The following is a 13,584-nucleotide window of genomic DNA, read 5'->3' as shown; positions in this document are numbered from 1 at the left end:
TTTAAAGCAAAATCATAATCTTACACAAAATTAGTTTTCAAATTGTCATATTGATGATTTTTTTTATTTCATCAAGAGTTTTCGACAAAATTAAAGTTTTAGGTTTATTAGTTATTGATTTTTTAGTTAAATTACTTTTTGTTTGTATCATTTTTATCAACTCCTTTTGTTAAAAAATATTGTAAATGTTTCCAAGCATCATGTTCATGTTCTGTCATTTTAATATTTCCTTTATAAAGATATTTTTTCTTAACAATTGGAGATTGTAAAATATAATTTAAATTAAAGTGATATTTACATAAAACTTTTAAACAACCAATGAATTTAGGAGTAGATAATGGATTTGTTATTTTTAAACCTTTATGAAGTTGATAATCTTCAATTATTACAATAACTTTATTTAAATAAGAACAAATTTTATTTTTAAAATCATTTAATATTAGATATATGTTATTTATTGCTTCTTCTTCATAGTTAGAATTAAAAGTAATATTATTAATTATTTTCTTTTGCAAAACATTATAAATAATAATACCAGTTTGTCCAATTCCAGCAGGGTCAATTGCAATAATATATTTTAATTTATTTCTTTGATTTTTTGGTCAATTTGTAATATTTTTCATCCATCGGAAGCTAAATCCAAAATATCGTTAATTTTGTAATGTTGCATATAAGAAGCAATAACATCTCATTTATTTTCAAATAAGTTTAAATACATTTTTGTTCATTCTAAACATTGTAAATCATAATGATTTTTGTGATGCGAAATACGACAATTAACAGGTTGACAATTAACTCAATCAAACGAAGTTGTTATTTCACTTCAAGTTTTATTAATATATTTACTTTTATATTCTTGCATAATATTTTATTCCTTTCTTCTTATTTTGTTAAATAAACATAAAATACCTTTGTTGGTTAATATTTTGATATTTAGTAAGTATATTTATATTTTGATTTAATTATCTTAATTCGCCACCACTCACCCCCAAAGTGAGGTGGATGGCGATACTAAACTTTATATTTAGACAGAGTTTATCCCCCAACGGAAGTAAAACAAATTTACCCAGTTATTAATTACGCTTCATCCATCCCTAGACAACTTTATATAAAGAAAATAACCTTTTGGAGTTCCAACCCTCTTGTTTTTTTTAGTGTCCGATATTGTTTTTTTCGGTTTAACAGCACTCTTTTTATGAAAACAAGCAAAAAACACGCGCTCTGACATTTCGCAAGTGATTAATCTTGCCGAGAATTAAAGAAATAAATAGGAATAAATCCAATCGCTTTCACAATTTCTTTAAGGATTCGTGCCATAGATGAGTTATCCATCTTTAAGCATCAAAATATTAAGTTTTAGTATTGCATTATTCATCAGATAGTACCTTTATTAAAAATGATATTATTAGTTGTTAAACCGAAAAAATATAATAAATCACAGAAAGGAAATTGTAAAAATTAACTAATTTGTAGGGAAAAAATAGGTTAATTTTTAATTTTAAAGATACTATCTGATGAATAATGCAAATAAAAAAATCGCTCTAATAAGCGATTACTTTAATTTGTATTTAATTACTTTATTTATAATTTTTATAAAACCTCAACTTTTTTCCGACTACCATTATACTTTTGGTCAATACATGAATTTTAAACCAGCACAAAAGCAGAAGTTTAAAATAAAACATCGTATTGAGGCATTTACAATGTTAATAAATACTAATCAATTAAAATGATTATGAGAAAAATGTCCTGTAAGTAAAACCCAATATGAATTAATTCAATGAGAAGATAAGCCCGATGCAAGAGAAGAACGAATGTTAGATTTATATGATGACACATTTGATAGTGATTTTTATGCTTTACACTTTGAATTAGTACCAATGGTTAAACATAATAGTTCAGCAGATTATAAATTATGACAACAAAGGGAGTGAATAACTTAATGAAAAAAGATATTTATGTAATACATGATGAACGTGTAATAAATGCAAAAAGACCATATATGTCTGTTTGTGGACAAGTTAAAAAAAGACTTTGTCAAGAATTAAATAAAGATAATATCGCAATATGTAATTTAAATTTATATAACGAATATATTAATAAATATCAAAAAGTTAAAGTATGTGTACAAGTTTTAGCAAATGAACCAAATTTATTAACAGTAAATATTATTAATTATGCACTTATTTTAAAATTAAAGGAGCAAAATAACAATTAATAATACTTTCCATAGTTTACCAAACTTAAATGATATTAATAGTGTTTTAAAATTTTATAATTATGATTGAACTATTAATTTAGCCAATATTATTGCTAGTCATCAAATGAGATTAGTTAATGGTAAAGATATTTTATTTAAGTCTCATCGTAAAGACATTTTAGAAAAATTAAATTGATGATATGAAACTTATAAAATAAAAGAAAAATTAGATAAAAATGAATTAACAGCAAGTTTAATGGGTAAAACTATCTTTGGTTTATTAGAGACTAATGACGGCAATATTGATTTATGAATTAACCCTTTTAACTTTACATCTCGTGTAAGTAAAATAAACGAAATTGAACAAGGTGCTGATATTTGATTAAATTATCATCAATCAGATAGTGGTTTTATTTTAAATTTAATTTGTACCAAAGATAAAATAGTTATAAAAGGTTGACCTAAAAATAATGAAGTAGTTGTTGGACAAAGTAAAACACAAATTAAAGATGATGTTAAACCTATTTTAGTACAAGAATTTAAAAACAAATTAGGTATTGTCCCTTTTTGAGAAATGATTAATGAACCCAACCCTTTATTTTTATCTACATCAACTACATTAAACCCATGGCCTACAATGGCAAATTGTTATAAATTACAATTTGATTTATAAGATAGTTTTAATATTAAATCAAAAGAAAGATGAGCAAATCGTACTCATTGATATGGAATATTAGATGATGATTTAATGACTGCTTATAACAAAGGCAATAAAAAAGTATTACAAGACGCTTTTGATGATATTTTTATTCAATCAGGTCAATCAGCAGTAGATGGTCAATTATCCCAATCTTTACAAGTAGTACAAGGTACACCAACCTTAGAAACATATACCGAAGACCAAAAAGCTATTATTGAACAAGTATACTTAGCATGTCATTTTTCTAGTCCTTTTGGTGATAAATCAGATAATGACCAAAATAAAACACAGTCATTATTAACTAAAACAAAAGACTTAGAAAAACAAGCATATTTACAAGCATATCGTAAGCAATACTATACTAAAATGTTTGATACTGTTTTAAAATATTATGGTTTATGAGATGGTGTTGGTGAACGAGAATATGGTTTTGATTTTATTAGTGCAAGTTTGGTTGATCAAATTCGACAAAATGAATTAATTACTGCTAGATTAGATAATGGCACAATGGAACCAATAAGAGCAATTACTGAATATGAAAATATTGATGAATTAGAAGCAACCAAATATTTTGAAAAAGTAGAAGCATGACAATATAAAATGCAAGCAAAAGAAATAGAACATAATAATAAATTACTAGAATATGATGAAACTGGTAATAATCAAAATGCCGTACAAGGTAGAACAGAAATTAAGGAGAATTAAAAAATGAGTAGAATTAACTCAGGGGTTATCGAAGAATTACGAAGACAAGCCCATGATACTTTAATAGATATCAGAGAAAACATAAAAGACAATCGTCATTGAATGGTCTTTCCGTTTAATGTTTATAGTTCATATATTCCTGATACAGAAACGGGATGAAAACCAAATAATGCTAAACCCAGTGATTATGGTAGTTATTCACGAATATTTGATAATATGGAAAGTACTATTGCGCAATGACAAGATAGTTTAAAAATAGTCCAAAAATATAAAGGTGAAGAAATTAATATTTTAACAATTGATGATTTTAATAAACAACCAGTTAATTCAACAATATGAGCAAATAATGAAACACCTTTTGCTATAAAATTAAAAGATGAAAATAATAATATTTATTGAAAATTAATTGATGGTGAAAATATTTATGATATTAATAGAATGCTGGCATACTTAAATCAATATAAATTAAGTTATTTTATTAATAATGATAATAAAGCCGATAATTTTTATACAAAAGAAGTTAAGGTTGGTAAATATTGAGATGCTTATATGATTGATGATAGAAGTTCAATTCAATTTGGTGAGGCTAAATTTGAACAAGTATTTACTCAACAATCAACTGAAAGACAATATACTTTATTAATTTTAGATGAAGATGTAAATAAATTAAATATTAATGATTATTATAATTTTTATACTGTATTTAATGATCGTGGTTTAAATATTGGTGGTGGTGATATTAATTCTGCACCACAAGATAGACAATGATTATATCCATCAAATGTTATTAATTATTATTCACCTTATGATGGTAGTTTTTTATGACAAGAAATTACCTTTTCAAGTATTAATGACAAAATTAGTAATAGTGGTTTATCAGTAAGACAATTTATTCAGACCAGCGGCCCCGGGCGAGGGTTATTGTTTTCCTAAAATAACTTATAATGAAAAAACAAATACATCCACTATTGAATTAGATGAAGTTTTATTAAAAGACCCAGGTGTTAGAGCAATGGCAGTTAAATTTTATGGTAATCCTATCTTTTTTAATATGCCTGTTATTGGCCGACCAATTATTAAATGTCAATTTAATAAAAAAGTAATGAATTCACGAGATCTATTAATGTATAATATGTATCCTGCTCCACCTGATAAAATAAATACTTATGCATCACCCGAAGTAAGTTGATATAACATTCAAGGTATTCAACCAACTATGATAACTGGTTATGAAGATTGAAAGCAAGATATGGAAAGTAGATACGACTTTTGAAATCAAAAAAATAGTGAGGGAATTGTTATAACTGATAAAGCAAGTTCAACAGCAACTAATCCTACGGTTGGCACAACTATTAAGGAAGAAGATAATAATTCTGAATTTTATTGGTCTAAAAATTGAATGATTACTCAACCTGATAAAGTAAAAGTAAATAATGAAGATTTTAATAATATTATTAGTACCCAAGCATCATCTTATTTTAGAAGAAAAGATGAATTTGGTAATACAGTTGGACAAGTTCAATTTGAATATAATAAAATGGGGTCTTGTAATGTTTGAGATATTTTAAATATGAATAATTTTATTAATCGCCAAATAACAGTACTACCTTTAAACTATACACAAAAATTAGTATTTAATCCTTTTACTATTCCAGGTGGAGTTGGTAAATTCTTAAACTTTATTTCGTTTGGTATTCCATGAGGATGAGTTATTAACCAAGATAAAAAAACTTGACCTAATTTTCAATTTCTTAATGGTTTTATGAGTTCTAATGTTTATAGTTTTTATAATGATGCTTTTTGGTCTGAAAACTCAAAAGGTAAAGGTTATTTACCCTTTGAAATATTTAGACAACAAGGTAATGATAAAGTTGGTGCTATTTTTGGTGCTAATGCTACTAGTTTAGGTTTTACAACTTTATTAACTGATAAATGCAAAGGTACTGTTTTAACTAAGGATGGTAAACCAACCGAAGAATTAATTTATTCAACTTATAATTTAAAACAATTAAATCCTAAAACTAAACGAGTTTATTTAATTAATGAACAAACCAAAGCAGTAGATGCGCAAATACCAGTTAGTGATAGTGAAAAAGATACTGATTGCGAATTCTTACAAACACCAGATGGAACAAATTGTAGTTATATTATTGATATGTTTTCAATTCAAGCATTATATAAAGGTAATTTTGAAATTATCTTTTATGCTGATAACCCATATACAAATAATGAAGAAGATTATTTACGCTTATCAGTATGGAGTTTTCGTGGTAAAACAAAAAGTACATTAAATAATTATTTACGCGATATGACAACTAATTATAAAACTAGTTTCTTACTCCCACATGATTATGAAATACCAACATTTAATTACCCACAATATGTTCTTCCACCAGTACCATATAAGGAATTATGTAAAATGAAGTGCAACAAATCTTATTAGTCAAATAATACAATAAAAATCATAAAAAATCAATTATAAATTTTTAAAAATCAAAATATTTATAGTTTTTATTTTATTTTAAGGAAAATTAAGCACACTAAAAAATAATTTATTAAATTACTTCAAATAAACCTATTTAAAATTATCTGAAAATACCTCTTTTGCTGTTTTTCAATTAAGAACAGGCCTTAATTTATCATTTATAACATTAACTACTCAATTTATTTTTTGTTGACTAACATTATTAAAATCAGTTCCCTTAGGAAATCATTGTCTAAGTTCAGAATTCATATATTCAATTAATGGTTTTTGTTGTGGTTTACCAGGGTCACAAAAATAAACTTGTGTTTCAGCAAATATTTCTAATTCTCTTCATTTACTAAATTCTTTTCCTCTATCAGTTATTATTCCTTTAATCTTCCCAAATAAATTATTACTTATAACAATATCTTTAAACTTTTCCACAACTTCATTAGCAGTATGATTTTTTAATTTCATAACAAAATAACTTTTACTATTTTGTTCAACTAAAACCAAATTACTAGATTGATGCTCTTTTCCAACTATGGTATCCATTTCAAATCAACCAACATCAGTCTCTTTATTCTCAATATCTCATATTGATTTAAAATTAATTAATTTACCACGATTATCAAATTTTCCTTTTGTTTTATATTTTTTACCACGATGACGTAAATTCTGTTTTAAAAAAACATAAAAACCCAAACGAATTCATTTATACAATGTTTTAACACAAACAGGAAATTTAATACCAAACTTTAGAAAATAACGATGAATAAGTTGTGATGGAGAATCACGATAAACATTAAATCTTATATTAATAAAATTTAATTGTTCTTATGTAAACTTATATCTTTTATTATTCTTTTTTCTTTTCTCATAATACATTTTATCTGACTTATAAGCACTATATTCATCAATAGTTTTAAAACGCTTAATTTCTCGCAAAATAGTACTACGATTTCTGTTCAAACATTTAGCAATTTGTGAAATATTTATTTCACCATTCTTTTTTAAAAATAATTTTGATAATAATAATTTTTCCAATTTAACCTTATCGATAAAACTTAAATGACTATACATAACATTTATATACCTTTCATTAATTTATAAATTTAATATTAAAATTATTTAATACATTATTGATATATGATAAAATCAATTATAGCATTCAAGTAATTTTAATAAAGGAGAAGTAAAATATGAAAAAGTTACTAAGTATTTTAGGAGTAATCGGATTAACAGCAACAAGTACAACAACATTAATTAGTTGTGAAAAACCAAATAATAATGAAAACGGGGGGGGTAATAAACCTACACCATAACCACAACAACTACCAGAAAATAGCAAATGAACTAATATTCCTAGAACACAGGCGCCTAATAAAGAATTTTTAACTGCTACTAATAAATGATATTTTTATATAAATAAATATGAAAATAATTATATAACGACAAAATTTTATTTTGATAATAATTTTATTAATAATCAAAACACTTGATGACAACACTTAAAAAATGATTCAGATTTTATTTGAAACTATAATTTAGTATATCGTTGAAATAAAAACAATGAACCACAAATACCAGAAATTAATAAAGACACAGGACTAATAATTGATTGAAAAGAATAAAAGGACTAACAAGTCCTTTTTTAAATTAATCGAACAAACTTCATAAAGATAATTAATAGGAATATATTTGTTATTGTATTATATAATGCTGGACTAAATTTTCATACCTCAAATGTTTGACTAAAAAAACTATATATTGTTTGAAATATTTTACCAACACCGCTTGCTAATTCGTTTACTTGTTTAACACCGGGAATATTATTTACAATTCAAATTGCAGCATTTTTTATATGACACGCTAAATTATATCAACTACAACTTTCATATTGGGCTTGTCATCATTGTCCATCAGGAAACAACCCGCCATTATTTATTTCTTGTCAGTTATAAATTCCAAAATTAAAATCATAATAACGGTACATATCATTTTCTTTTTGGGCTTGTAATTCAAAAACATTATAACCGATTTTTTGTTCTTCAATTTTTTTGTATTTTAAACCGTATTTATCTTTTAAAGCACCTTCAAAAATATAACCTTCATTTTGATTAATATTATAATTATTTGCAACTGAAAAATCATAATTAAATACATTACCATAATTAGTATTATAAAAACGATTTTTAAATGCTGAATACAATTTAATGTCTAATTGATTGTATTTATCAGAAAAATAAAAATAACGAGGATAAATTTTAAAACCATTATTTGCTAATAAACCATATTTTTTATTATATCCTTGTACATAAGTATCATTTTCTAAATCAAAAATGGTACGTAAATAATCTTTATAAAAATTTTGGGAAACCGTAAACATACTATTTAATAGTTTTTCAAATTGATTTTTATTAGTATTAGTTTCATCAATTAAAACATCTCTAAAATTAATCAATTTTAAACCAAAAAAATTAATTAAAACAGTATCATACTGTAAATTATCAATATAACCACTTTCAATAAAATTACTGCGATTTTGAAATACAGGTACCAAAGCATGGGTAAAAAAGGCTTTTAAAAATTTATTAATATCAATTTGACCTTTCATCTGTTCAAAAACCATTTTACCAATATTAGGAGAATTACCTTGATAATAATTATAAGTTTCAGCACTAAAATTAAAAGTGTCTTCTTTTTCTTTTATGAAAGAAAATAAAAAACCTAAATCATCCATCAGTATACCAATAACTATTTGCATTATTACCATCCCAATATTGTTTAAAATGTGTTAATTCTAAACTACCAGCAATAATATTTTTATTTTCATCAATTGTTAAAATCATCCGATAAATTGATTTTCTAGTTAAAATAACATCAGGTTTTCAATCTAATTTTTCCATATTATTAATAATTTCAAAATCAAAAATTATTCTTTCACTACCCAAATTTGGGTCATCATAGTTTGGATTACCACCTTGCTGAATTCGGATATTTTCTTGTACAATAACATCAATATATTTAAGCAAAAAAGAACGAACATTTTGATAATATTCAGTATATAATTTTAATTTGCCATCATTATCAACAACTGGTAATTCTGGTTCACCGTTTCCATCTCAACGATATACTAAATTATAGTTTCAAATAAAATCTGAATCATTTTTTAAGTGTTGTCATCAAGTGTTTTGATTTTTAATAAAATTATTATCAAAATAAAATTTTGTAAGCAAATATTGACCATTTCTTTTTTCTCCATAAAAATATCATTTATTAGTAGCAGTTAAAAATTCTTTATTAGGTGCCTGTGTTCTAGGAATTTGTATTCAAAACTCATTAATCATTTTAACTAATTGTAAATTATCAATACCTCTTTCTAATTTATTAATAACTTCCACAGTATTAAAATACTTAGCAAAAGAATAAGAAAAATTAGTTAATTCTTTTAAAAATTGTTTTTTATCAACATAATAGAATTTATCAATATTATATTGTTTAGCATAAGTATCTCAATTTTTATATAAATCCATAAACTCATCACTAGGCTTATCAAATGAAATTCCCGTTGAATAACTATCCTTTAAAAAGTCTAAATATCATTTATCATTATAAGTTAATGTTTGTGATGTTTTTAGAGTTGGATTAATAAAGTAATTTGTTTCAGACCAGTTTTCAAAAAAACTACTGCGTAAAAACATTGTATTAATAAAATCAGTTTCATTCATTCCCATTGTTTGTTAATTAACAGTATAATTCTGCTGATTTAAGGGTTTAAATGCTGTTAAAGTAATAAATGGAATAATTAAACCTAAAATACCTAAAATAGATATGGCAAATAAAGATAATGATTTTTTCATATTTATAATTCAACCCCCAACTATACAATGTTTTTGAAACAATAAACCCAACAATATATAAACTTGATATTGTTAACATTAATGGATGACTAAACAAAATTGCCATTTTACCAAACAAAGAAAGTAAAAAAGTATCTGAGTTATATAAATCCATAATGATATTTTTTGCTGATGTTAATTGATTTATAATCACCGTAATAAAACTAGTACCAAAAATAGCAATTGCAGCAACTAATAAAACTAATCTAATCATTAATCTGTTTCCTTTCACCGACCATTTTTATTAGCCTTATGTGCTTTTTTAACACCACGTACTGTTGAAGCATACAATTTTGATGTATTGTTTTTAACAGTTGAACCTAATTCATTATATTGTGTTCTTGTTCCGTGGATAGCATAAATTGATAACTTAACAACCATAAAAAAGATAATAAAATAAGCAATAGTTGTATTTGTCATTGGTAATTTAGTATTTCAAATTACATCAAAAATAAACAAAAATACATCAAAAATCAAACTAAAAATCTTATCTCAATTATTACTTTCTGATAATAAATTAATCATCTTTATCACTTCCTTTTTCTTTTTTAGGTTTTAAATTTTTTTTCAAAATATCAATATCAAACAATGCTAAACGCTCTTTAACACTTAATTTAGTAATTTCTGACCAATAATATTCTTTATAATTAACTATTTCATCATTTTTTAAATCACGAACAAACTTTAATCATTTACTATCATATTTCTGTGCAAATTCTAATGGAATAATTATTTTAAAAAACCGAATTCCTAACCCAACATCCGACTTATGTTTTGCTCGTTTACCTTCGGCTGTTCGTTCTACTGATTTTGTTTTTCAAATTTCATAATCTGTAATATCTTGAAAAATACCAATTCGCATAATAAAGAAAAGATTAAAAAAATTAAATCCTTTTTTAGCAATAGGTTTTTTCAATGAAATTGGAATAATAATACCACTTGCTAATTGTCGAATATTATTTCAAATCATACCATCACGCTGAGCAGTAAATAAAGCACGATTACCAAAATGTCTTGCTAATACAATTCACGGAATTTTACCACTACGAACTTTTTTCTCATCGTGGGGACTAGTTCCATCAATATATAAATAACTTTCATCAAATAAAATAACACTATCATCTGGGGGAACTGGTTTTGTTCTATCTGTAAAATCTAAATTTTTAAATGTTAAAACTTTAACTTTATCATCTTCTAACGGATAATTACTATAAATCTTATCTGTTAATAGTTTCATAGTTTGTGATAAATAAGTTAAAAGTAAAGTTTTTCCCGTCCCTAACTTACCAATAATTACTGATAACGGATTATCTCAAACAAAATTAACTAAACGAAAAGCACTCAACTGATAAAATATGTTTTTTCAAACTCATCAGACAAAATAAACACATTGCAAAGCAAACAATAATCAAAATACTAAACCGGTATAATTTAATGAAATTATTCAAAGTAATAAATCAATTAAACTAAACAAAATCATTGAACCACCAATATAACAATAATTTTTTAAGAAAAATATAAATTTTTTCATTACTTAAAATACCCAACTATTTTAAAAACCATTCACAATAAAAACCACGTTAAAAATAAAATCACAATTCAAATACCAATCATAAGAGTTAAATATTCATTTTGATTTAAATTTCAAGTTGTAATAATTTCAACATTCGTTTTATCTATAAACAAAAATACATAAATAAAAAACTCTTTTAATTTTTCTCAATCATTTTGCATATTTAAAAACTCCACATTTTCTGAATAAGTTTAAAAAACATCCCCAAAAATAAAACGATAAATAATACAAATGATATGACATATAAAAATTCATGAGCATTTGAACCAATAATATAACTAACAAATTGAACTCAATAATCATATAAACCCATTAATTTAAGTCCTTCAAGTCATTAATTAATTTATCTACTTTTTCATCACTTCAATTTGTTAAATTATTGTTAGTTGTTTTTACTTTTTGAGGTTCACCAGGAAATATTGCTTTTTTCATTTGTGTAAAATAATTTTATTTGTATTGATTATACAAATTGATTAGTTCTGCTCCAGTTAAATATTTTCACACATGACGTTTTAAATTTTCATCATATTTTACAATAGGATAAGAATTATCATAAATAAAACAGATTGCTACTTGTTCTGAGTGTTTTTCACTCAGATAAATAAATTTATTACTCAACCAAAAACCAATATGACGATTATGATTAGGTAAATTTATAAAAATTGCTTTTTCTGTTTCAAAAACTATCAACTCTTTACGAATAAAATAATTTTCTATATTTTGATTTTTCTTAACAAAATTACTCAATTTTATCAACTCCTAACTAAATATTTATTTAATAAACAATGTTATATTTAATGTTTATATATTGTTTACTTATTGATAAAAACACTGATTATTAACAATGTTATACATAATGCTATATATTGTTTATTTAATGTTTAATAAACAATGTTATTAACAATGTTAAATATATAAAATAATAAAAATTGACACACTGAAAAATACTATTTAATTTTTAATAATAGTCTTTAATTTTGTCGAAAACTCTTGATGAAATAAAAAAAATCATCAATATGACAATTTGAAAACTAATTTTGTGTAAGATTATGATTTTGCTTTAAATTTTTTAAACGTTAAAATATAATACCGTTGATTGTTGGTTTGGTGTTAAACCTTTGTGTTGGTATTTTCATTTTCAGAGCTTTAAATAATTTTGAATATTAGTGAAACCCAAACCATGATAATGAATTAAGGCTTCTTTAAGACTGGATTGTAATTTACTAATCTTATTTAACTTTTGATAACTAGTATCAGGGTTTGTACTAGTTTTGGTGGAATATAGAGTAGAATTTGTTTGTTTTGCTACTAATAAATATAGTGGTTGCATATCAGAAATAATTATTGATTTTTCTTTAATTAGTTGCTTATTCATATTTTCAATAATCCATTGTTTTTGTAATCTTTTGGTATTGGTGGATTGAACAAAAATATTATTATTGCTATCAACCGCCATTTGAATACAGCATTTGGTATCAGTTGAAAATGGATCGAGATGAGTTTTTCGTTTATCAAATTTATCTTTAAAATTGCCTTTATGAATTTCTTTAATAAATGTTTCATCCATTTGGATTTGACCATTTAATTTTTTAAATTTTAACTGTGTATTTTCTAATTGTTTTGATTGCATTAATTTTTGTCGATTATATCAAGCGGTTTTTGGGGTTGTTTTAATAAAACGAGAAATTATTTTACTAGATTGTCCTAACAATGAAATTTGAATTAATAAATTTCACTGTTCATAATTTAAATGACTTCAATAAGTAAAATGATGACGAAATGCATCAAAACTAGCACGACATTTTTTACATAAATATTTTTGTTTTCCTTCGGAATTATGACCATTTTTAACACAATGAAAAGATTTGCAATTAGGACATATAATGCCTTTATCTCTAAATTTTTGATCAATTTCATTTAAACGTTTTTGTTTTTTAATTAAGTCTGCTTGTTGTTTTATTTTTTCATAAAATTCTAAAAATTGATCATCTGTTAAGCTATTTATTAATTCTGTAATTATTTTTTTCATCATTTATTTAC

Annotated in this window: 14 protein-coding genes and 4 pseudogenes; 7 read left to right on the top strand and 11 right to left on the bottom strand. The window is 24.1% G+C overall.

All coding sequences use genetic code 4. From position 1 onward, the window contains the following. Window position 1 precedes the first annotated feature (1 nt). The 3 genes from ACOBME_RS10525 to ACOBME_RS10515 are packed head-to-tail and all read right to left on the bottom strand — an operon-like array spanning window position 2 to window position 862. Window positions 2-151, bottom strand: a complete 150-nt coding sequence (locus ACOBME_RS10525) for a hypothetical protein (RefSeq protein ID WP_419335214.1) — start codon at window positions 149-151, stop codon at window positions 2-4. Continuing rightward, window positions 132-623 carry a hypothetical protein gene (locus ACOBME_RS10520; RefSeq protein ID WP_338966231.1) on the bottom strand — a complete coding sequence of 164 codons (492 nt, stop codon included), beginning with the start codon at window positions 621-623 and terminating at the stop codon, window positions 132-134. Before ACOBME_RS10520 ends, ACOBME_RS10525 begins: the two co-directional genes overlap by 20 nt. Next, window positions 578-862: a hypothetical protein gene (locus tag ACOBME_RS10515; RefSeq protein WP_338966229.1), complete on the bottom strand. Its 285-nt coding sequence runs from the start codon at window positions 860-862 to the stop codon at window positions 578-580. Before ACOBME_RS10515 ends, ACOBME_RS10520 begins: the two co-directional genes overlap by 46 nt. A 778-nt stretch (window positions 863-1,640) precedes the next feature. On the opposite strand from ACOBME_RS10515, the gene ACOBME_RS10510 reads away from it, so the two are divergent. The 6 genes from ACOBME_RS10510 to ACOBME_RS10485 all read left to right on the top strand — a co-directional run bounded on the left by ACOBME_RS10510 (window position 1,641) and on the right by ACOBME_RS10485 (window position 6,048). Then, a complete protein-coding gene (locus tag ACOBME_RS10510; RefSeq protein ID WP_338966226.1) occupies window positions 1,641-1,943 on the top strand; it encodes a hypothetical protein in 303 nt (100 codons plus the stop codon). Then, complete coding sequence (locus tag ACOBME_RS10505) at window positions 1,943-2,218, top strand: hypothetical protein (RefSeq protein WP_338966223.1); 276 nt, start codon at window positions 1,943-1,945, stop codon at window positions 2,216-2,218. The genes ACOBME_RS10510 and ACOBME_RS10505 overlap by 1 nt, the downstream gene beginning before the upstream one ends. Window positions 2,219-2,324: 106 nt before the next feature. Further along, on the top strand, window positions 2,325-2,873 hold the full coding sequence (locus ACOBME_RS10500) for a hypothetical protein (protein ID WP_338966220.1): 549 nt from the start codon (window positions 2,325-2,327) through the stop codon (window positions 2,871-2,873). 75 nt (window positions 2,874-2,948) lie between these two features. Then, window positions 2,949-3,605 carry a hypothetical protein gene (locus ACOBME_RS10495; protein ID WP_338966217.1) on the top strand — a complete coding sequence of 219 codons (657 nt, stop codon included), beginning with the start codon at window positions 2,949-2,951 and terminating at the stop codon, window positions 3,603-3,605. Between the two features lie 3 nt (window positions 3,606-3,608). Beyond that, window positions 3,609-4,538 carry a hypothetical protein gene (locus tag ACOBME_RS10490; protein ID WP_338966215.1) on the top strand — a complete coding sequence of 310 codons (930 nt, stop codon included), beginning with the start codon at window positions 3,609-3,611 and terminating at the stop codon, window positions 4,536-4,538. 79 nt (window positions 4,539-4,617) lie between these two features. Next, entirely contained in the window at window positions 4,618-6,048 is a 1,431-nt protein-coding gene (locus tag ACOBME_RS10485) for a hypothetical protein (RefSeq protein WP_419335210.1), read from the top strand. 132 nt (window positions 6,049-6,180) lie between these two features. Here ACOBME_RS10485 and ACOBME_RS10480 read toward each other — a convergent pair. Beyond that, a pseudogene (locus tag ACOBME_RS10480) lies at window positions 6,181-7,152 on the bottom strand (IS30 family transposase). 119 nt (window positions 7,153-7,271) lie between these two features. On the opposite strand from ACOBME_RS10480, the gene ACOBME_RS10475 reads away from it, so the two are divergent. Further along, entirely contained in the window at window positions 7,272-7,394 is a 123-nt protein-coding gene (locus ACOBME_RS10475; protein ID WP_338964746.1) for a lipoprotein, read from the top strand. A gap of 329 nt (window positions 7,395-7,723) precedes the next feature. Here the strand turns inward: ACOBME_RS10475 and ACOBME_RS10470 are convergent. The 7 genes and pseudogenes from ACOBME_RS10470 to ACOBME_RS10440 form a co-directional block, all read right to left on the bottom strand. Continuing rightward, window positions 7,724-9,932, bottom strand: a pseudogene (locus ACOBME_RS10470) (spiroplasma phage ORF1-like family protein). Further along, window positions 9,847-10,185, bottom strand: coding sequence for a hypothetical protein (locus tag ACOBME_RS10465; protein WP_338964619.1), 339 nt, complete (start codon window positions 10,183-10,185; stop codon window positions 9,847-9,849). The pseudogene ACOBME_RS10470 and the gene ACOBME_RS10465 overlap by 86 nt, the downstream one beginning before the upstream one ends. Window positions 10,186-10,235: 50 nt before the next feature. After that, window positions 10,236-10,496, bottom strand: a pseudogene (locus ACOBME_RS10460) (hypothetical protein); the annotation flags it as partial. Continuing rightward, complete coding sequence (locus tag ACOBME_RS10455) at window positions 10,489-11,502, bottom strand: hypothetical protein (RefSeq protein ID WP_419335208.1); 1,014 nt, start codon at window positions 11,500-11,502, stop codon at window positions 10,489-10,491. The pseudogene ACOBME_RS10460 and the gene ACOBME_RS10455, both read right to left, overlap by 8 nt. Next, window positions 11,502-11,705: a DUF2649 family protein gene (locus ACOBME_RS10450; RefSeq protein ID WP_338964616.1), complete on the bottom strand. Its 204-nt coding sequence runs from the start codon at window positions 11,703-11,705 to the stop codon at window positions 11,502-11,504. Before ACOBME_RS10450 ends, ACOBME_RS10455 begins: the two co-directional genes overlap by 1 nt. Before the next feature lie 151 nt (window positions 11,706-11,856). After that, window positions 11,857-12,291 (bottom strand): annotated as a pseudogene (locus tag ACOBME_RS10445) (DUF3627 domain-containing protein). 322 nt (window positions 12,292-12,613) lie between these two features. Then, a complete protein-coding gene (locus ACOBME_RS10440) occupies window positions 12,614-13,576 on the bottom strand; it encodes an IS1/IS1595 family N-terminal zinc-binding domain-containing protein (protein ID WP_338963247.1) in 963 nt (320 codons plus the stop codon). Window positions 13,577-13,584 lie beyond the last annotated feature (8 nt).

Origin of the sequence: Spiroplasma endosymbiont of Sarcophaga variegata (genome assembly GCF_965178695.1) — a bacterium.
Taxonomy (GTDB): domain Bacteria; phylum Bacillota_I; class Bacilli_A; order Mycoplasmatales; family Mycoplasmataceae; genus Spiroplasma; species Spiroplasma poulsonii.
Note: the sequence above shows the minus strand (reverse complement) of the source record. Positions and strands in the feature narration are given on the sequence as shown.